The organism is Hyunsoonleella pacifica (genome assembly GCF_004310335.1).
Lineage (GTDB): Bacteria > Bacteroidota > Bacteroidia > Flavobacteriales > Flavobacteriaceae > Jejuia > Jejuia pacifica.
Genome location: NZ_SIRS01000001.1, coordinates 473,154 through 492,324, shown reverse-complemented (window position 1 = coordinate 492,324; position 19,171 = coordinate 473,154). Strand labels below are relative to the sequence as shown.

At 31.3% G+C, this 19,171-nt stretch carries 21 protein-coding genes; 8 read left to right on the top strand and 13 right to left on the bottom strand.

Features of this window, described 5'->3' with window-relative positions; all coding sequences use genetic code 11:
• Positions 1-42: 42 nt before the first annotated feature.
• From EYD46_RS01860 to mnmE, 4 genes are all read right to left on the bottom strand, one after another.
• A complete protein-coding gene (locus EYD46_RS01860) occupies positions 43-657 on the bottom strand; it encodes a response regulator (RefSeq protein ID WP_130935350.1) in 615 nt (204 codons plus the stop codon).
• Positions 654-2,534, bottom strand: a complete 1,881-nt coding sequence (locus tag EYD46_RS01855; RefSeq protein WP_130935349.1) for a sensor histidine kinase — start codon at positions 2,532-2,534, stop codon at positions 654-656. The genes EYD46_RS01860 and EYD46_RS01855 overlap by 4 nt, the downstream gene beginning before the upstream one ends.
• A gap of 24 nt (positions 2,535-2,558) precedes the next feature.
• Positions 2,559-2,906 carry a hypothetical protein gene (locus EYD46_RS01850; RefSeq protein ID WP_130935348.1) on the bottom strand — a complete coding sequence of 116 codons (348 nt, stop codon included), beginning with the start codon at positions 2,904-2,906 and terminating at the stop codon, positions 2,559-2,561.
• Positions 2,907-3,486: 580 nt separating this feature from the next.
• Positions 3,487-4,875: a tRNA uridine-5-carboxymethylaminomethyl(34) synthesis GTPase MnmE gene (gene mnmE / locus EYD46_RS01845; RefSeq protein WP_130935347.1), complete on the bottom strand. Its 1,389-nt coding sequence runs from the start codon at positions 4,873-4,875 to the stop codon at positions 3,487-3,489.
• A 376-nt stretch (positions 4,876-5,251) separates the two neighbouring features.
• Here mnmE and EYD46_RS01840 point away from each other — a divergent pair, with 376 nt between their 5' ends.
• Positions 5,252-5,680 carry a hypothetical protein gene (locus tag EYD46_RS01840; RefSeq protein ID WP_130935346.1) on the top strand — a complete coding sequence of 143 codons (429 nt, stop codon included), beginning with the start codon at positions 5,252-5,254 and terminating at the stop codon, positions 5,678-5,680.
• A gap of 26 nt (positions 5,681-5,706) precedes the next feature.
• Here EYD46_RS01840 and EYD46_RS01835 read toward each other — a convergent pair whose 3' ends face one another.
• The 5 genes from EYD46_RS01835 to EYD46_RS01815 all read right to left on the bottom strand — a co-directional run bounded on the left by EYD46_RS01835 (position 5,707) and on the right by EYD46_RS01815 (position 10,421).
• Complete coding sequence (locus EYD46_RS01835; protein ID WP_130935345.1) at positions 5,707-6,540, bottom strand: CvfB family protein; 834 nt, start codon at positions 6,538-6,540, stop codon at positions 5,707-5,709.
• 98 nt (positions 6,541-6,638) lie between these two features.
• A complete protein-coding gene (locus EYD46_RS01830; protein ID WP_130935344.1) occupies positions 6,639-6,977 on the bottom strand; it encodes a DUF2853 family protein in 339 nt (112 codons plus the stop codon).
• An 85-nt stretch (positions 6,978-7,062) separates the two neighbouring features.
• Positions 7,063-8,823, bottom strand: coding sequence for a 2-succinyl-5-enolpyruvyl-6-hydroxy-3-cyclohexene-1-carboxylate synthase (gene menD, locus EYD46_RS01825; protein WP_130935343.1), 1,761 nt, complete (start codon positions 8,821-8,823; stop codon positions 7,063-7,065).
• A gap of 52 nt (positions 8,824-8,875) precedes the next feature.
• Entirely contained in the window at positions 8,876-9,991 is a 1,116-nt protein-coding gene (locus EYD46_RS01820; RefSeq protein WP_130935342.1) for a chorismate-binding protein, read from the bottom strand.
• Between the two features lie 4 nt (positions 9,992-9,995).
• Entirely contained in the window at positions 9,996-10,421 is a 426-nt protein-coding gene (locus EYD46_RS01815; RefSeq protein WP_130935341.1) for a PaaI family thioesterase, read from the bottom strand.
• 39 nt (positions 10,422-10,460) lie between these two features.
• On the opposite strand from EYD46_RS01815, the gene EYD46_RS17665 reads away from it, so the two are divergent.
• Both EYD46_RS17665 and EYD46_RS01810 read left to right on the top strand, forming a co-directional pair.
• Positions 10,461-10,610, top strand: coding sequence for a hypothetical protein (locus tag EYD46_RS17665; RefSeq protein ID WP_165454318.1), 150 nt, complete (start codon positions 10,461-10,463; stop codon positions 10,608-10,610).
• Between the two features lie 20 nt (positions 10,611-10,630).
• Positions 10,631-11,485 (top strand): AraC family transcriptional regulator, encoded by an 855-nt coding sequence (locus EYD46_RS01810; protein WP_130935340.1) that lies wholly within the window; start codon positions 10,631-10,633, stop codon positions 11,483-11,485.
• Between the two features lie 13 nt (positions 11,486-11,498).
• Here EYD46_RS01810 and EYD46_RS01805 read toward each other — a convergent pair whose 3' ends face one another.
• Positions 11,499-12,395, bottom strand: a complete 897-nt coding sequence (locus tag EYD46_RS01805) for an NHL repeat-containing protein (RefSeq protein ID WP_130935339.1) — start codon at positions 12,393-12,395, stop codon at positions 11,499-11,501.
• Between the two features lie 124 nt (positions 12,396-12,519).
• Here EYD46_RS01805 and EYD46_RS01800 point away from each other — a divergent pair, with 124 nt between their 5' ends.
• On the top strand, positions 12,520-12,870 hold the full coding sequence (locus tag EYD46_RS01800; protein WP_130935338.1) for a hypothetical protein: 351 nt from the start codon (positions 12,520-12,522) through the stop codon (positions 12,868-12,870).
• Here EYD46_RS01800 and murA read toward each other — a convergent pair.
• From murA to EYD46_RS01785, 3 genes are read right to left on the bottom strand one after another with little or no spacing between them, the layout of a single operon-like run.
• Positions 12,867-14,174 (bottom strand): UDP-N-acetylglucosamine 1-carboxyvinyltransferase, encoded by a 1,308-nt coding sequence (gene murA, locus EYD46_RS01795; protein ID WP_130935337.1) that lies wholly within the window; start codon positions 14,172-14,174, stop codon positions 12,867-12,869. The two genes, EYD46_RS01800 and murA, sit on opposite strands and share 4 nt — an antisense overlap.
• Before the next feature lie 8 nt (positions 14,175-14,182).
• Positions 14,183-14,809, bottom strand: coding sequence for a DUF4290 domain-containing protein (locus EYD46_RS01790; RefSeq protein ID WP_130935336.1), 627 nt, complete (start codon positions 14,807-14,809; stop codon positions 14,183-14,185).
• A 51-nt stretch (positions 14,810-14,860) separates the two neighbouring features.
• On the bottom strand, positions 14,861-15,154 hold the full coding sequence (locus EYD46_RS01785; RefSeq protein ID WP_130935659.1) for a DUF493 family protein: 294 nt from the start codon (positions 15,152-15,154) through the stop codon (positions 14,861-14,863).
• 89 nt (positions 15,155-15,243) lie between these two features.
• On the opposite strand from EYD46_RS01785, the gene EYD46_RS01780 reads away from it, so the two are divergent.
• The 4 genes from EYD46_RS01780 (at position 15,244) to EYD46_RS01765 (ending at position 19,095) form a co-directional block, all read left to right on the top strand.
• On the top strand, positions 15,244-15,786 hold the full coding sequence (locus EYD46_RS01780; protein WP_130935335.1) for an AAA family ATPase: 543 nt from the start codon (positions 15,244-15,246) through the stop codon (positions 15,784-15,786).
• Positions 15,783-17,690, top strand: a complete 1,908-nt coding sequence (locus tag EYD46_RS01775; RefSeq protein WP_130935334.1) for a RecQ family ATP-dependent DNA helicase — start codon at positions 15,783-15,785, stop codon at positions 17,688-17,690. Before EYD46_RS01780 ends, EYD46_RS01775 begins: the two co-directional genes overlap by 4 nt.
• Positions 17,687-18,634: a methionyl-tRNA formyltransferase gene (gene fmt, locus EYD46_RS01770; RefSeq protein ID WP_130935333.1), complete on the top strand. Its 948-nt coding sequence runs from the start codon at positions 17,687-17,689 to the stop codon at positions 18,632-18,634. The genes EYD46_RS01775 and fmt overlap by 4 nt, the downstream gene beginning before the upstream one ends.
• Positions 18,635-18,822: 188 nt before the next feature.
• Positions 18,823-19,095 carry an HU family DNA-binding protein gene (locus tag EYD46_RS01765; protein ID WP_130935332.1) on the top strand — a complete coding sequence of 91 codons (273 nt, stop codon included), beginning with the start codon at positions 18,823-18,825 and terminating at the stop codon, positions 19,093-19,095.
• The last annotated feature ends 76 nt before the right edge of the window (positions 19,096-19,171 follow it).

Here is a 19,171-nt window from a genome sequence, read left to right as displayed (position 1 = left end):
TATAAAAAACCTTTACTGGGGTATACCCATTTCTAGGGATTTTTAAAAGTCGTATTTCATTTCTATTGCATAACGTAATAATTCGTTAGCCCCATTTAGTCCCAATTTTCGAATCATATTTTTGCGATGAGTATCTACTGTGCTTTTACCAATAAAAAGTTGGTCCGCTATTTGGTGAGAAGTATATCCTTTCGAAATTAATTGTAAAATTTCCTGCTCGCGAGTAGATAAAATGCTTTTCGATATATTTTTTTCTGCAGTAGGCATATTAATTTTTTTGTCAAAATAAGTCTTTCCAGAAGCTACAGTTCTTATTGCTTCTAGAACAACCTCCAAACTACTGTTTTTGAGAATATAACCTTGAGCTCCGGCCTCCAACATCTGTCTCACAGCGTCATCTTGATCAAACATTGTAAATGCAATAATCTTGGTATATGGCATTTCTTTGAGGATTGTTCTGGTAGCTTCAATACCATCTAGCTTAGGCATTCGGATATCACAGAGTACAACTTTTGGCTGCTTTAACCGAACCAGTCGCAGTAGATCTTCTCCATTATTTGCGTGACCAATCACTTTGATATCGTCCTCATATTTTACATAGGATTCTATACCATCGATTAAGGCTTGGTGATCTTCTGCTATGGCTACTGTTATCATATAGGTACATCAATTAATATGGAGGTTCCTTTACCAATAATACTGTCTATCGTAAAATTACCTTCTAAATGTTCCACTCGTTTTTCAATATTAGTCAAACCCATTCCTGAGTGATTTTTATTCATTTGCGATCGGTCAAATCCCTTACCATTGTCTTCAACAATAATATTCAGGTTGTCATTATACTGACTCAACTGAATATTAACTTGTGAAGCTTCAGAATGCTTAATAGCATTAGCAACCAACTCTTGAACCATACGAAAAACAGAAAGCTCCAAGGAATTTTCTATTCTCTCACCCATTCCAAAATCTTCAACGGTAACCTTCAAAGCATTTGCTTCGGTAATGGTCTTGGCCATTTTTTTTATTGCCTGCAAGAGGCCTTGATCACTCATCATACCAGAATTCCTACTACGTGCCATTCCTCGGATTTTTTGATAAGCTTCCTCAAGTAAGCCCTCAACTTTTTTAAGTGCTTTGTCTTTTTTACTGGCTTCAGCATTTTCAAAATGTAACTTTATTGTGGCCATCAAACTACCCAAATCGTCATGTAATTCTCCAGCCACTTTTTGTCTTTCTTTTTCTTGACCCTCAATCATCGCGTCAATACTGACCAGTTCTTGTTCTTTAATCAGGTTTTCAATTCGCTGCTGTTTTAATAAAGCTTCTTGTTCTGCCAACTTACGTTTCTTAGAAGTATTTTTTTGTAATAAAATAGCAACTCCAGTTCCCATTATAAAAATAATTATCGAAGAGATCAGCCAATTCCTATTTTCCTTTAACTTTTGCTGTTCAACAAATATTTGCTCCTCTTTTTTCGCCGTATCGTATTTGACCCGTGCTTCCTCTCTATATTGTCTGGACAATTGATTACTCATAAAGGAGTAAGTTTTGGCAGATAACTCGTATTCATTTTTATTAGACTTTTTTAGATATTCATATGCTTTTTTGAAGTTTAGCTTTTTTTCATAAAACTCTGCTCCCAACCTATTATCGTAAAAAGTGTCTCTTAGACTAATAGCATTTTCAATGGACATTTGCCTATATTTTTGAGTTTCTGCAAGACTTCCTTGTTGTAAAAACATATCGGAGATTTGCCAATAATTTGTGGCCATTAATTCCTGATATTGTCCTCTATTCTTGGTTAAATATTCTACTTTTTTAAAGTAATATTGAGCAGAATCATAATTCTTATTTAACTTATTTTCAATTCCCTTTTCATGATAATAATAAGGAAAGTAATTGTTAGTCTTTTCCAAGAGGCCAAAAACCGAATCTAATTTTCTTATTGACTTATTATATTCCAGAATATTGTACCCCAGAGTGTCATTAGCTTTTGAATAGAGGACTGTTTCGTTAAGACTCAATATTGCATAATCTTCAGTATTCTGTGATACCTTTCTAAAGGCATCTATATAACCAACAAATTGATTGGATCCCAAAAAAACCTGACCTTTTAGTTCTTTTAAAATGTAAAGTAGAGCTACTTTCTGAAAGTGTCGATTTTTAGAGTTTTCCGCTACTTTATAGGCTTCAAGAAAATACTCAAATGCTGCTATGTTACCATATTTTTTTTTTAAAAGCTCTAAATTTCCTTTAGTTAAACTTAGAACAAATCTTTTTTGAAAATCCATACTCTCTACAGGTATGTCTACACTTTCCATTTCCCTACCTATATCAAAAAAAAGAATATTTTTTATACTTATCTTAAGCCATGGATCTTCTATCAATTCGACTTTTGAAATGGCTTTTTCATAATTCAGATTCTTTTTTAGAATGAAAATCGAGTCAATTTTATCCTGAGCAGTAATCTGCCAAGTGCAAACCCTTAAATAAAACAATATTAGAATTAAATATTTATAACTTTGTTTATGCACTTTATCCGTTAGTTAACAATAGATTTAGGGATTGTTGTTTACGACTTCTATGTGTGAAGTTTTACATCTTGGCCCAGGAGATTTTTCATTTTCTGGATTAATCCTTTCTGTAAAATAAACACCATCTCTCTCAAAAAATTCCGTGTCAAATACTTGATTAAGATTAGATCCATTACTTCTCAAAGCATTTTCTATTGGGTGTAACTCTCTATCAACCACCCACTCCTTAACTTCATTTAATTGGATTCCATTAAAATCCAAGTCAACAGAATCTTCCTCACCATTAATAGGTTCTAAAGCTCTTACGTGAAGCTTGAATTCAATTTTACCATTATTCAATTCAATTGACTGCGATTCATTTTCTGTTTTCATAAGTCCAAGATTTAAATGGCCCTTATAGTTAATTAGAAAAAGTCTAAGTGTCATTAGTTTGGTTTCGTCTTCATTCAAAATTGGTTGGGCATAAATGTTGAAAAAAGTGCCATAAAGTTGGCTTGAATAAATGAACTGTTTGTCATTTTGATTTTTCAAATTAAATGTTCCGATGAAATTGTTTGGCATAATTTTTAGTTTTTTAATTTTATCAAAACTAAATTTTTAATAAAAACAAAAACATCCTCATTTATAGGTATTTCCTATTGAAAATAGTCTTTTTTTCTTAATTTAAAAAATCTTTGCCCTTTTTTACCACAAACTATGGCTTTAAGTTAAAATTTAACGAATTAAAGATTCAATAATTTCTTATCTAAAGTAACTGTTATAATATGCATTAGTATTAAACTCTCTAATTTCCTACTTATTTTTTATTGATATAAAAACTGACATGAGTATTAGGGGAAACCTCAAGAAATATTAACTGAATTAAGTTTAAAAGAAAGAATTAAATGACTTCTATATGAAAGCTTTTAGGGCTAAAGAAACCTGAATGTGTTTTTTGATACGATTGGATACATTACTTCCCAATACAGAAATTAGCAAATATATTACCTAATAAATCATCATTTGTAATCTCTCCTGTAATCTCTCCAAAATGATACAGAGCCTGACGAATATCAATGGCCAATAAATCACCTGACAATCCTGTTTCCAAACCTTCTTTTACTTTTTGAATTTCCTCAAAAGCTTTTAAAAGAGCATCGTAATGGCGGGAATTTGTAACAATAGTTTCGTTATTTCTTAGCGCTCCAGTATTTATAAGATTTAAAAGAGCATCTGTTAATTGCTCTACACCTAAACCAGTTTTAGCTGATAATAGGAGTATATCTGTAATATATTTTTTAATCTTGGTTAATTGTATATCATTTAACTGATCTATTTTATTAGCAATTACCAACAGGGGTTTTTGGGGGTATTTATTTTTTATCTTTTCTATTTCTACAGAAACAGCTTTAAGGTTATCAATGTTTTTCTTAGCATCAAATAGATATATAGTAACTTGAGATTGCTCTATTTTTTCAAAAGTCTTTTTAATTCCAATACTTTCAACAATATCTTTTGTTTCTCTAATACCTGCCGTATCTATAAAACGAAACCCTATACCTCCTATAGAAATTTCATCTTCAATAGTGTCTCTGGTTGTTCCCGCAATCTCAGATACTATAGCACGTTCTTCATTTAATAAAGCGTTTAATAATGTTGATTTACCAACATTAGGTTCTCCTACAATGGCCACTGGAATACCATTTTTTATAACATTACCAACTGCAAATGAATCTATAAGGCGTTTTAATACAAATGTAATTCGAGCTACTAAATCTTTAAACTGAGTTCTGTCAGCAAATTCCACATCTTCTTCTGCAAAATCTAACTCTAACTCTATTAAAGATGCAAAATTTAAAAGTTCTTCTCTTAACTTAGCTATTTCAGAAGAAAACCCTCCACGCATTTGCTGCATTGCAATTTGGTGTGATGCTGCATTATCGCTAGCTATCAGGTCTGCTACTGCTTCTGCTTGACTTAAGTCTAATTTTCCATTTAAAAAAGCTCTCAACGTAAATTCTCCAGCATTAGCCATTCTACATCCTTTTCTTAAAAACAACTGTATAATTTCTTGCTGAATGTAATTAGAACCATGGCATGAGATTTCTACAACATCCTCTCCTGTGTAAGAATTAGGGTTCTTAAAAAGAGATACTAAAACCTCATCTAAAACAATATCGTTATCTATAATATGTCCTAAGTGAATAGTGTGAGTCTTCTGCTTAGTCAAAAGTTTTCCCGATACAGATTTAAACTGTTTTTCTGCTATATAAATCGCACTTTTTCCTGATAAACGAATTACAGCAATAGCACCTGCACCAGAAGGCGTTGCTAATGCTACAATAGTATCTTTTGAAATCATGGGGCAAAAATAACTAATTTAAAATGTATTTATTTGCCGTTATTTTACTCTATTTTATTTTGATAGAATTTTCTTTAAAATTTTAACATTCAGAAATAAATAACTAAATGATATTTTCTTACAATATTTACTCTTTTAAGGTGATATAAAATGATAATTCTTTATAGTTTTTTAAAATAATTTAACTATTTCACAAAACTTTGATTTTTAGATACTTAACTTTTATATATTATGCAAGCATAGTATATTTGCCGACTTATTTTTATTACAAAATGTGACACATATTATTTTTATGTGTCTTAATGATAAATAGTTAAATAACTATTTTAGATAATTTTAACCCATCTAGTGCTACTAGAATAAAAAAGCCTTAATAATGAAAATTATTGAATCTGATTTTTCAAATCAAATTGTAAAATTTGTTCAAAACAAGTTAGGAGATATCTTCTTTTTTAATCACATTGCTGTAGTGGAATTAAATGAAGGTATACATTTCGACATAAATAATGCACCTCTTATTTTAGAAGAATTAAAATCTTATTTTGGAGAAACAAAACCCTTTGGAGTTATTGCAAATAGAGTGAACTCTTATTCGGTAGAATTATTAGATACTCCAAAATATAGAGAAGAAGTTAAAAATTTGAAGTCATACGGTGTTGTTGGTCATGATGCGGCTTCTAAGATGAATGCAACAATTGAAAATGATTTTTGTTTATCAGAAAAAGTAGATTACGATACTATTTATGACGCAATTAATCATGTATACAACAAAGTAAAAAATAGCAAGTTATTCTCATTGAACTAGATTATAAAATCTTATTCTGAGTGATTTTACGTCGTAATTAAGTAAATACCATCTGACTTTATTTCAATTTGCCTTTGTCTGTATAGATTTCCAATGGCTTTTTTAAAACTTTTTTTACTCATTTGAAGTTGCGATTTTATGTCTTCTGGATCAGACTTATCTGTAAGATCTAAAAAACCGCTATTGTCTTCTAATTCTTGTAGAATACGTTTTGCATTAGGTTCAATATTTCTATACCCTATTTTCTCTAATGAGATATCAAGCTTATTTCCTGGTCTAATCTTTTTTACGACACCTTTAAAAGTATCTCCTACACTTATATCCTTATAAATATTATCCTTATAAATTAGCCCTGAGTGTATTTTATTAACGATTACATTCCAACCAATATCCGATGGGTGGGAGGCTATTAAATCTACTTCTTCAAATTGATTAACAGTTAATTCTTTATTATCTAAAAAACGGTTGGTTTTGCTAGAAGCTACTAAACGCTCTGTCTTTTCATCTAGGTAACAATACACTAAGTACCATCCTCCTGGTTTCATTTTAAAAGCTTGTTCTTTAAAAGGGCAAAACAATTCTTTTACCAATCCCCAATCTAAAAAAGCACCAAAATCTGTTACTTGATTACATCTTAAAAGTGCAAATTCATTACGCTTAACATAAGGAACATCTGTAGTTGCTACAGGACGTTCTTCATTATCTAAATAAATAAAAACATCTATTTTATCCCAAATTTTAAACTCAGAGGGCACATATCTATTGGGTAGCAATACTTCATCATCATTTGCATCAATTAAATAAATGCCATGATCTGTTTCTCGAAGTATCTCTAAAGTATTTATTTCTCCTAATTTCATAAGGTGCAAAGTTATAACAATAGGTAAATACAATTACATTAAACTCCATAAAAAAAGCGCTGCAATTGCAACGCTTGTAAATTTATATGGGCTTTCTTCTAATAAACTGACTCTTTACCAAAATGCTTAGTTAATAAATAGTAAACAACAGCTCTATATTTATTTCTGTTAGATTTACCATAAGTCTCCATAACAGATGCTATTGCACCGTCTAAATCATCGCCAGCACCTAACCCTAATTTTTTAATTAAAAAATTATTTTTTACTGTTTCTAACTCAGACTCATCAGAACCTGAAACTGTAGATGCATCAGCATTATAGATAGATGGTCCGCAACCAATAGTTACTTTTGTTAATAAATCCATATCTGCATTAACTCCGCATTTTTCCTTTAAATCTGAAGCATATTTAGCAATAAGCTCGTCACGTTTACTCATGATAATAATTTTTTAGATTAATAATTTTATTTTCTTAAATATAGTCAATTTTTAGACACATTAACTTTTGTTAAGTCACATTTGATTAGCGAATAAATTCAAAATAATTTAAAAGTACTTCATCATTAATACGTTTAGGCGTAAAAATTTCTAAAAGCTTTGGTTTTGTGGATGAGCTGTAAAATGTTTTTAATTCTACAATCATTTCTTCTTCATTTGTAGCTTTTACGTATTCAAAATTAAACATGTTGCACAAATGCTCTGCTGTTAGCTGATGATTGGTTTCAAAATACATATCAAAATTCTCGGTATTTTTATGCCCTGGCAAAATTCTAAAAATACCGCCTCCTTGGTTATTTACAACTATTATCCTAAAATCATTAGATATATAATTATTCCATAATGCATTACTGTCATAAAAGAAACTTAAGTCTCCTGTAATAAAAGTGGTTTGTTTTCTAGTAGCAACCGCACTTCCTATTGCTGTAGATGTACTGCCATCGATTCCACTTGTTCCTCTATTACAATACACTTCAAGGGTTTTATTTAAATTAAATAATTGTGTGTAACGTATAGCTGAACTGTTACTTATTTGTAAAATTGAGTGGTTGGGTACTTTTTTAAGAATAATATTGAAAACTGAAAAATCAGAAAACGGAATCTCTGTTAGATATTGTTCATGTCGCTTTAATCGTCTTTGTTTTACTTTACTCCAAATTCTCTTGTAATCACTTTTTTTATAATGACGTATAAGTGGTAAAAACGACTTGAAAAATGCTTCAGGCTTTGCTTCTATATGTTTTGATAGACAGAAGAAAGTATCATTGGCTCGTTTTTCATCAATATGCCAATGTTGCTTTGGTTTATATTTTCGTAATAATGCTTTAATTTTTTTTGAAACGATTAATCCTCCAAAGGTTAGTAGTATTTCTGGCTGTAATTGCTTTTGTTCGTCTTCTGATAAAGGAGCTATAATTTGATCTATACTAGGAAAAAAACTATTGTGATGTATGTTTGATGTGGTTTCTGTAAACACAATAACACTATCATCTTTTGCCAATTCATTTACTAATGCTTTGTCAATGGTATTAGGGGCATTAACACCTACTAAAATCATCTTTTTTGATGCTGACACCCAATTATCATAGCATTCTTTTAAAACAACATCTTCTATACTTGTTTCCTTTTTTAAATTTGAAATTGGTTTTGGATTAACACTTAACTCCTCAATTGTTTCATATAAGGGTTCATCAAAAGGAATATTTACATGAACAGGGCCTTTTTTGATTTTCGCAAAATTTATGGCGGTATTTATCTCTTGTTCATTAAACTCTTGAATATCTTTTTGAAGCCCTAAAAAACGCTCTAACTTATTTTCGAGACTTTTCATTATAGGTAACTCTTCGTTACCTGGTATGTTTTTCTCATCCTTTATATCCAACTTTAAATTTGCTGAATATAAAATATGATTTTCGTAAACGTTCTTTTGGTTAATAGTTTGTCCATCTCCAATTCCTATGAGGTGTTTAGGTCGATCAGCCGATAGTACCACTAACGGAATATCACTATAAAACGCCTCTGAAACTGCAGGGTAATAATTTAATAATGCACTACCTGAAGTACACACTAAAGCTGTTGGTTCTTTTGTTTGTTGGGCAATACCTAAAGCAAAAAAAGCTGCACAACGCTCATCTACTATACTATAACATTTAAAAAAGGGATCGTTAGTAAAACCTATGGTTAAAGGAGCACTACGGCTTCCTGGAGAAATTACTATATGCTTTATATCTTTCGCTTTACACAGTTGAATTACAGTTTGTGCAAGCGGGATTTTTGGATATGTCATCAACTTCATAATCTATTTGCAAAATTACGAAATAGCCATGAGACAACTTTATTTATAGCACCTTTTTAACGACTTTAGATTTTGCTACAGTTTCCTCCCATTCATTTTCAGGATTTGAAGTCTCAGTAATGCCACCTCCTACATAAACTAAGGCTTTATTATCTTTTATTTGCATACAACGTAAGTTTACGTAGAGCTGTGTGCTTTTACGTTTTACTGTATAGGCTCTATTTTCTATGTTACGTCTTCCTGTTCTTGGTTTTACTTCGGTTTCAAGATTAAGCTCTCCTAAAAAACCTGTATAAAATTCGCGATTATAGTTTTCATGCTCTAATATAAAGGCTTTTGCTGGTGCTTTAGGCATACCACAAACTGCAGGTGTTGGGTGTAAATTATAAAGTAATCTTTCAAAATCTATATTAGTTTCATTCATAACACCTTTTATCAATGTCCGCAAATGTAATAAGTTACCTGCTTTTACGGTTTCTAAGCTAGAAACTTGGATATTATTTACATCTTCTTGAATATTGTCCAATATAAAATCTGTAACAAACTGTTGCTCTTGTAATTCCTTTTCTTGCCATACTACACCTAAATTACCATTGTAATTTTGTGTTCCCGCCAAGGACATGATAGAGAAGTTTCTACCTTCAATTTTTAAAAGTGTTTCTGGTGTTGCTCCCAACCATAATCCAACTTTTGGATGAAACCAACAATACACAAAAGCGGATTGATATGACGCTAATAAGTTTTTAAAAGTGGGTAATGGACTGTCTTTTTTAAAATCACATATTTCTCTTCTTGACAACACAACTTTTTGAAGCTTACTATTCTTAATAGCTCTTATACCCTGCTCTACTAAAGCTATATGAAAGTCTTTCTGTATAGGATCCGTCTGAGATAATAAGGTTGAATTCTGATCATTTTTATCAATATCTTTTTCTGATGCAGTAATTAGTTCAGATTCAGATAAAGGTGTTAAAATACTATCCGCAGAATTATCAAAAGGAGAAAACACAAAACCACTCTCTTCAAAGTGTTTTGTAATGTGTAATACATCACTCCTCTGTAAAATAGCTTTTATTCTATCTTTATTTGGTTTACGATAAACAACAAAAGGAAGATTACTCTTAAAGTGATGCTCTAAACGCTCAAAAATGTGTTCCAAGGTTTTATTTTTTTCTTGGTAAGGAAATAGTAGTTAGTTTACAAAGCGAAATAAGGTTATCATCGTCATCTGTAATTTTTATTTCAAACAATTGGGTTGTTCTGCCTTTATGTATAAATTTTGCGGTGGCATAAACATATCCTTCCTTTACACTTTTAACATGATTGGCACTTATTTCTATACCTCTAACAAAATAATCCTTTAAATTTAATAGCATTTCTGCTGCAAAACTCCCTGTAGTTTCTGCCAAAGCAACAGTTGCTCCCCCATGTAATACTCCATCTGGCTGATATACTCTTTTGTTTACTGGCATTCTGCCAACAACAAAATCATCGCCAAAATCTACCATTTCAATTTCCAACGTCTCCATCAATGTATTCTTGGTAATATCATTAGCACGCTTTAGTATTTCTTCTTTTGAGATTTGCATAGAAGCCTTTTATATTTTTATAGTTTGTAAAAATACGAAATGCCAAGTACCTTAAAAAATACAAAAGTAAAATTGTCTTATTGGCTAGACAATCATCTCCATTCAGTAGAAATTAGAGTAACTTCTGCCTGTGTTATAGATCAGCAAGAATGGAAAAGTAATTCATCTTATTCCTTATTAGATTTGTAACATCAAAATGACTAAAACAAGTGAAACAAACTAACAAACATTTTTATCAGGAAAAGCTAAATAGTATTACAGAGTATATTCACAATAATCTTGATAGCAAAATAGATATTAAGACATTAGCTGAGCTTTCTTGCTTCTCTCCTTTCCATTTTCATCGCATTACAAGAGCGTTATTAGGAGAACCTATTGGTAAATATATTACCAGAACCAGACAGGAAACAGCTGCCAAACTATTACGCTATTCTAAATTAAAAATTGAAATTATCGCTTACAATGTTGGTTTTGATACGCCTTCATCCTTTACAAAAGCGTTTAAATCTCATTTTGGAATCTCTCCGAATGAATATAGAAAAGATAAATCATTCACAATCAAAACAACGAATATTATGCAAACAACACTTAACATTAAAGCACCAAAAATTCAGAATATTGAGGATAAAACATGTCTTTATTTACGAATGCACGGTAATTACCAAACACTTGATTACACTGGTGCTTGGACTAAACTTTGGGAACAGGTAAAAGCTCAAAAGCTATTTACCAAAGGTATACAACATTTTGGTTTACCTCATGACGATCCTAAAGTTACTGACGAAAATAAAATTAGGTATGACGCATGCTTAATTATCCATAAAAATGCAAAACCAAATGGAGAAGTTGGAGTTAAAACCCTAAGCGGAGGAAAATTTGCTGTTTTTTTATACCAAGGTTCTTATAAATATTTTGCTGATGTTTATGATTATATTTTTAACGACTGGTTATTAAATAGCGAATACGAATTAAGAGACGAACCTGTTAGAGAACGATACATTAGCCACCCGGATAGGGTAACCGAAGAAAAGTTAAAAACTGAATTCTATATACCTGTTAGATAAAAAACCTGTTCTGCTACTCAAATTTTAATTTATAAGCCATTACTCTATTATGGAAAAATGTTGGAACTAATAAAGTTTGAGTAGCAGATATATAATCTATATCTGCTGCATAGATTTTTTCCTCCCTAGTGTCTAAAAGTTCTACAGCTTTAAAGTCTTTAGCATAGATATAAAAAAGCTGTCCACTCCATCCTGATGTAATAAAATCTCCATTTTCTAAACGTACTATGCCATCTGTTTGACCAATATCCTTTGTAAGGGTTTTAAAATTTAGATCTTCATTATTAACTAAACCAAAAACAGATGCAGCAAAATCAGCATAATAAATACCTTCTTCTTGCCATAATAATCCATTAAGTCTATTACCTTCAGGGTTTGAAGCATAAACACTTATATTATCATTTTGCAGCTTGTGAATTTTATTAGAATTTGAACCTGAAACATATATCACACCATCTGGACTAACTGTTAAATCGTTTAATTGAGGATTGTTTTCAACTGTGAAAGTATTTGAAATCTTTCTGTTTTTAATATCAATTTCTACTAAGTTATGTATGTCATTAACGTATAATTTACCATTGTAAATCCCCATACCTTTTGGAGCACTAAGGCCTTGTATCCAATTTAATTTTGTTATTTCTCCTTTAGTATTTATTGTGGAAATAAAACCATTATTATCCTCTTCCCATGGACCATTATTTATATTGGCAACATAAATGGTTTTTGAAGTTTCATCATACAACACAGATTCGCAAGTGGTTAGTAACGTATCTGTTTCCCATAATAGCTCTAAAGAAGGTTTAACTATTTTAAGTTCGACTTTATTATTAGCGACATTCTCTTTTTTCTTGCCACAAGACACAAACAATACAAAAATGATAAACGTAATTGAGAAGGTATTTTTAAGCATAATTTAAACAGTTATGAAATTTAAATATAGACAAATAATAAGTTTTTAACGCAATAAGACAATTAAAACAGTATTGTTATCTTAAAAATTTATTTATAAGAAATGTTATTACTAAATTTCAATCATGAAAACATTAATCTTATTATTGGCCATTGGTTGCTTTTCACTTTCTTATTCGCAAACAATTTCGACAGACGACAAACTCCATTTTGGTGCTGGTGCCATCATCTCGGGTGGAAGCTATGCTTTTATTTACACAGTAACCAAAAACAAAAAAAAGGCGTTTTGGTATAGTTTGGGAGCTTCTACATTAGCGGGTTTAGGAAAAGAAATATATGATGGTAGTGATAAGAATAATAAATTTGATACTGGTGAATGGGTTGCTACTACTTTAGGTGGATTAACTGTAAGTACAACTATTAGTATCTTTCATGGAAAACAAAAAAAGAAACGTAAGCACGCTCTTGTTAATTAAACACGTTCTATTCTAGCTCCAATAGCTCGTAACCTTTCATCTATATTTTCATAGCCACGGTCTATCTGCTCAATATTTTGTATCGTAGATGTTCCTTTTGCTGATAGGGCTGCAATTAATAGGGAAACTCCTGCTCTAATATCTGGGGAGGTCATTGTAGTAGCCTTTAATGTAGATTTAAAATCATGGCCTATAACGGTAGCCCTATGCGGATCACACAGAATAATTTTTGCCCCCATATCTATAAGCTTGTCCACAAAGAAAAGACGACTTTCAAACATTTTTTGGTGTATCAAAACACTACCTCTTGCTTGAGTAGCAACCACTAATATAATACTCAACAAATCTGGAGTAAACCCAGGCCATGGCGCATCAGAGATAGTTAAAATAGAACCATCAATAAAACTTTGTATTTCGTAACCATCTGTATGTGCTGGTATGTGAATATCATCTCCTTGTTTTTCTACAGTAATACCTAATTTTCTAAATACATTAGGTATTACACCTAAGTCATTCCAACTTACGTTCTTTATGGTAAGTTCACTTTTTGTCATAGCTGCAAGGCCTATCCAACTACCTATTTCAATCATATCAGGAAGCATTCTATGTTCTGTACCTCCTAAGCTTTCAACTCCATCAATAATTAGCATATTAGAACCTACACCAGAGATTTTAGCTCCCATTCTATTCAACATCTTACAAAGTTGTTGTAAGTAAGGTTCGCAAGCTGCATTGTAAATTGTAGTTTGTCCTTCAGCCAAAACAGCAGCCATTACAATATTTGCTGTACCTGTTACTGATGCTTCTTCAAGGAGCATGTAAGTTCCTTTTAGCTTTTCGGCCTCTACACCATAAAACTGCTCTTCCCTACTGTAACCAAATTTTGCGCCTAGTTTTATTAAACCTTCAAAGTGAGTATCTAAACGTCTACGTCCAATTTTATCACCTCCTGGCTTTGGAATATAGCCTTTACCAAAACGTGCCAATAGCGGCCCAACAATCATTATAGAGCCTCGTAAACCACGACCATCAATTTTAAATTGATCGGATTCTAAATATTTTAAATCTAAATCATCAGCTTGAAATGTGTAACTACCTGTTGATAGTTTTTCAACCTTAACACCTAACTTTTTAAGTAAATTAATAAGCTTATTAACATCAATAATATCAGGAATGTTGTTAATGGTAACTTTTTCTGGAGTAAGCAAAACTGCACAAAGAATTTGTAATGCTTCGTTCTTTGCACCTTGAGGTTGTATGCTGCCTTTTAGCTTATGACCTCCTTCAATTTTAAATGTTCCCATAAATAAACTTAGTGACGTTTTCTAGAGCGATTAGAGTTTTTCTTCTTTTTATTGTACTTCCCTTTAGAACGTAAAAGACTACTAGAATCTGATAAATCTTCATCAGAATTTCGCAAATCTATCTTACCGTTAGATAATTCATATAAATGATCATAAATTACCATGTCTTCAACTGTATCTTTATTCCAGTTTAAAAAACACTTTTTCATGTGGTTGGCAATGGTATAAAGCAATGCCTCTTTAAGTTCTCCTTCTTCCCAGGTATTGGCAACATCAATCATCGTTTTAATGTTATTACCATAAAAACGGTACTTAGGGTGGTTTTGAGGATATTTTAAAGGATCTGGGCGCTCTGCCAAAACTTCTTTAGATGGTTTTGGGAATGGAGATTCTACATCCAATTCAAAATTAGACATGATGAATAATTGATCCCAAAGTTTATGTTGAAAATCTGGAACATCACGCAAATGCGGTTGTAAATTACCCATTACTGATATTATAGCCTTTGCCAACTTCTCACGCTCCTCTTTGGTTTCTCTACTCTTAGCATGATTAATCATCTTTTGTAGATGACGTCCATATTCAGGAATAATTAAATGCTCTCTTTCAGTATTATATTCTAAATTATCAATCAAAATTACGGTATTAAATGTTCTAATGAAGTATGCGCAAAATACGAAAAAAAACTAAAGACTAATAACGCCCTCTATTTTTTCTGCAACCTCTTTATATTTGGCAATTACTGCATCTGGATTCTTCATTCTAACATTTATAGAAACGCTAGTATATTTTCCGTTTTTAGATGCAACTGTAGTAATAACTGCTCCCATGTTATTAAACAAACTCTCTACTTTTTCTATTTGAGAAGCATTTGTCTTTACAATAAATTTATAAAGATACCCTGTTGGCCACAATGCTGTATCATACAATTGTGCCCTTAGTTTTTTATAGAATTCTTCTTGATTTGAAGTCTCGCCCATATACTTTTTTGATGTGCAAATATAAGCTTTCCTTTCCATTTTTTTTATAGAAGTTTAATTCCGATTTTTACAAACAAAATCAAAGCATTTTGGGGTTAAAACGAATTGTAATTACTGGCGGACCTGGAACAGGGAAGTCTACTATAATTAATGAACTTATTAAACAAGATTTTACTTGTATGGAAGAAATTTCGAGACAAGTAACATTAGATGCTCAAAAAGAAGGTATAGAACAGCTTTTTTTAACAAATCCTCTGTTGTTTAGCGAACTACTTTTAAAGGGACGTATTTCACAATTTAAAAATTCTGAAAAAACCGAAAACAACATTGTATTCTTTGATAGAGGTATTCCTGATGTTTTAGCCTATATGGACTACATTGGGGGTTGTTATCCAGAGGACTTTGTAACACACTCCCAACACTTTGTTTATGATGTGGTTTTTATTTTAAAACCTTGGGAAGCTATTTACAAAAGTGATAATGAGCGTTACGAAAGCTTTTCTCAAGCTCAAAAAATACATGATTATCTTCTTGAAACCTACCAAAGTTTCAATTACTCGCCAATAGATGTACCTTTTGGAACTGTTGAAGAACGTACTAATTTTATCCTAAACACTCTTAGTTTAAATTGAGCCTACATCCCCTTAACATATTGGAGCGTTACTGGAAATTCACTGATTTCCGTGGTAATCAAGAATCCATTATAAATGCAGTTCTAGAAGGCGATGATGTTTTAGCATTAATGCCTACCGGAGGAGGAAAATCTATATGCTTCCAAATACCAGCTCTAATAAAAGAAGGTATTTGTATTGTAGTTTCTCCACTAATTGCATTAATGAAAGACCAAGTGCAACAATTAAATAAAAAAGGGATAAAAGCACTATCTATTACTAGTGGCATCTCTAAAAGTGAATTGGATACACTTTTAGATAATTGCATCTACGGAAATTACAAGTTTTTATACTTATCCCCAGAACGTTTACAGCAAGAATTAGTACAAGATCGTATCCGACAAATGCAAGTAAACTTGATTGCTGTTGATGAGGCACATTGTATTTCACAATGGGGAAACGACTTTAGACCTTCATATTCTAACTTATTAGAATTGAGGAAAATAAAACCATCTGTAAACGTCATAGCTTTAACTGCAACGGCAAAAGAAAACGTTGTTAACGACATTACAAAACAATTAGATTTTATTAAGCCAAAAATATTTAGACAGTCTTTTTTTCGACCAAACTTAGGATACATAGTCCTACATGAGGAAGACAAATATTATCGCTTAGAAACTATTTTAAAAAAACATAATGGTTCTTCAATTGTATACGTAAGAAACAGAAAAGCTACAGTTGATATAAGCACGCTTTTAAACTCAAAAAACATACAAGCCACACATTATCATGGTGGACTAAACCCGACTGAAAAAGAAAACCACATGAATAGTTGGATGAGCAACAAAACACAAGTTATGGTTGCCACTAATGCTTTTGGTATGGGTATAGATAAACCAGACGTAAAAACAGTAATACACTTAAATTTACCTGAAAGCATAGAAAGTTATTTTCAAGAAGCTGGTAGAGCTGGGAGAAACGGAGTGCAAGCATTCGCTGTAGTTTTAAAAAATAAAAACGATGAAGTACTAGTAAAGAATCAGTTTTTAAAAATACTTCCTTCTGTAGACTTCATTAAGCATGTATATAGAAAACTAAGCAGCTATTTTCAAGTATCTTATGGAGAAGGGCAATACCAAGTTTTCGATTTCAATTTTAATAACTTTTGCAAGACGTATAATTTTAACAGCACGTTATGCTATAATGCACTATTGACTCTAGATAGAAATAGCATCATTTCACTATCTAAACATTTTAAAAACAAAGTTCTAATAAGATTTAAATCAACTAATAATTTAATTTTTGAATATTTAGACACACATCCTCAATTTGATGTTACAGTAAAATCAATTCTAAGGTCTTATGGTGGTGTTTTTGATCATGATACAAATATTAATACATCAAAAATAGCAGATAAAGCTTCAATATCTGAACACGAACTCATTCAGGTTTTAGAACAACTTGCAAGAGATGAAATTATCACCCTACAACACTCTAAAACTGATGCTCAAATTACATTTATAGAACCTAGAGAAGATGATAAAACAATAAATAGAATCTCTGCGATTATTAAGCAACAAAATAAATTAAAAGAATATCAAGTTAAATCTGTAATTGATTATATTAATAATGATGATGTTTGCAGAAGTATGCAATTACTAAACTACTTTGATGAAAAGGATGTAACACCTTGTGGTGTTTGCTCTGTTTGCACTAAAACTACTAAAAACCAAGAGAAGACAAGTACTAAAGATTTAAAAAATCAAGTGATAACGCTTTTAGAAACTGGAGAGAAATCATCAAGACAAATTTCAAAAATTTTAAATTGTGATGATACAGCAACTAAAAACGTATTAAAACTACTGTTAGAACATAACATAATAAATATTACAAAAACTAATAAATATAAGCTAAGTCATTTATGAGAGATCTAAAAATAGTGTTTATGGGAACTCCCGATTTTGCAGTAACAACCTTAAAAACACTAGTAGAACATAATTATAATATTGTAGGTGTAATTACTGCACCAGATAAACCAGCAGGTCGCGGAAGAAAGCTTAATGAGAGTGCTGTTAAAAAATATGCTAAAGAAGCGGGATTACACCTCTTACAGCCAAAAAACCTTAAAGATGAAACGTTTACAGGAGAACTAAAATCTCTCGAGGCCAATCTACAAATAGTTGTAGCTTTTAGAATGTTACCTAAAGTTGTATGGCAAATGCCTAAGTATGGTACATTTAACCTACATGCATCCTTACTACCAAACTACAGAGGTGCTGCACCAATTAATTGGGCTATAATAAATGGAGAATCTATTACGGGAGCTTCTACCTTTTTTATTGATGAGAAAATAGATACAGGAGAGATGATTTTACAGCAAGAAACCGTAATTGAAAAAAATGAAAATGCAGGAAGTTTACATGATAGATTGATGCATTTAGGAAGCGATTTAGTTATAAAAACAGTACAACTAATTGAAACCAATAAGGTAAAAACTACTCCGCAAGTAGATAATGACAATATTAAAACAGCATATAAACTAAACAAAGAGAATTGTAAAATTGACTGGAATGACAGTATAGATAATATCTACAATAAAATTAGAGGGCTTAGTCCCTATCCTGCTGCTTGGAGTGAATTAGTTGATGGAGAAAGTATTTTAGATGTTAAGATATATGAAGCTGAAAAAGAAATTACACATCACAACGACAATGTAGGAAATATCGTTGTTTCTAAAAAAAGTATGAAAGTACCTGTAAATGAGGGTTATATAAATATTTTAAAAATCAAACTCCCAGGTAAAAAGTTAATGGATATAGTATCACTACTCAATGGGTATAAATTTGAAAACAATGCAAAAATGCGCTAAACCCTCATTATTACTCATTTTATAAAAACATCGACAAAATACAGTTCCTTTATTAACAAATGCTATAAGTTATCAACAAAACTCTGTATTTCCCTTGCTGTTACTTGCATGAAAGCATAATCCGTATAAATTTGTAGAGGATTTAACGAAAAAGTTTAACCAATTTATTAATAATTAAAATTTACATTATGAACAAAACAGATTTAATCGATGCAATGGCAGAACACGCAGGAATCACTAAAGCAGCTGCTAAGAAAGCTTTAGAATGTGCACTTATTGAAATAGAAGGTGCTTTACAAAAAGGAAACAGAGTTTCTTTAGTTGGTTTTGGTTCTTGGTCAGTTTCTAAAAGATCTGCAAGAGAAGGTAGAAACCCACAAACTGGTGCGACTATCAAAATTAAAGCTAAAAACGTTGTTAAGTTTAAAGCTGGATCTGATTTATCAAGTGCTGTAAACTAAGTTTTAGTTTCAGAAAAAAATATAAAAATGCTTTCCATACTGGAAAGCATTTTTTTTATGCGCCGCTCAAAAGTTG

Bases quoted from the DNA above. Each gene is read 5' to 3' on its own strand.
- EYD46_RS01860 (WP_130935350.1), bottom strand. From the start codon at position 657: ATGATAACAGTAGCCATAGCAGAAGATCACCAAGCCTTAATCGATGGT.
- EYD46_RS01850 (WP_130935348.1), bottom strand. From the start codon at position 2,906: ATGAAAACAGAAAATGAATCGCAGTCAATTGAATTGAATAATGGTAAA.
- mnmE (WP_130935347.1), bottom strand. From the start codon at position 4,875: ATGATTTCAAAAGATACTATTGTAGCATTAGCAACGCCTTCTGGTGCA.
- EYD46_RS01840 (WP_130935346.1), top strand. From the start codon at position 5,252: ATGAAAATTATTGAATCTGATTTTTCAAATCAAATTGTAAAATTTGTT.
- EYD46_RS01835 (WP_130935345.1), bottom strand. From the start codon at position 6,540: ATGAAATTAGGAGAAATAAATACTTTAGAGATACTTCGAGAAACAGAT.
- EYD46_RS01830 (WP_130935344.1), bottom strand. From the start codon at position 6,977: ATGAGTAAACGTGACGAGCTTATTGCTAAATATGCTTCAGATTTAAAG.
- menD (WP_130935343.1), bottom strand. From the start codon at position 8,823: ATGACATATCCAAAAATCCCGCTTGCACAAACTGTAATTCAACTGTGT.
- EYD46_RS01815 (WP_130935341.1), bottom strand. From the start codon at position 10,421: ATGCAAATCTCAAAAGAAGAAATACTAAAGCGTGCTAATGATATTACC.
- EYD46_RS17665 (WP_165454318.1), top strand. From the start codon at position 10,461: ATGCCAAGTACCTTAAAAAATACAAAAGTAAAATTGTCTTATTGGCTA.
- EYD46_RS01805 (WP_130935339.1), bottom strand. From the start codon at position 12,395: ATGCTTAAAAATACCTTCTCAATTACGTTTATCATTTTTGTATTGTTT.
- EYD46_RS01800 (WP_130935338.1), top strand. From the start codon at position 12,520: ATGAAAACATTAATCTTATTATTGGCCATTGGTTGCTTTTCACTTTCT.
- murA (WP_130935337.1), bottom strand. From the start codon at position 14,174: ATGGGAACATTTAAAATTGAAGGAGGTCATAAGCTAAAAGGCAGCATA.
- EYD46_RS01785 (WP_130935659.1), bottom strand. From the start codon at position 15,154: ATGGGCGAGACTTCAAATCAAGAAGAATTCTATAAAAAACTAAGGGCA.
- fmt (WP_130935333.1), top strand. From the start codon at position 17,687: ATGAGAGATCTAAAAATAGTGTTTATGGGAACTCCCGATTTTGCAGTA.
- EYD46_RS01765 (WP_130935332.1), top strand. From the start codon at position 18,823: ATGAACAAAACAGATTTAATCGATGCAATGGCAGAACACGCAGGAATC.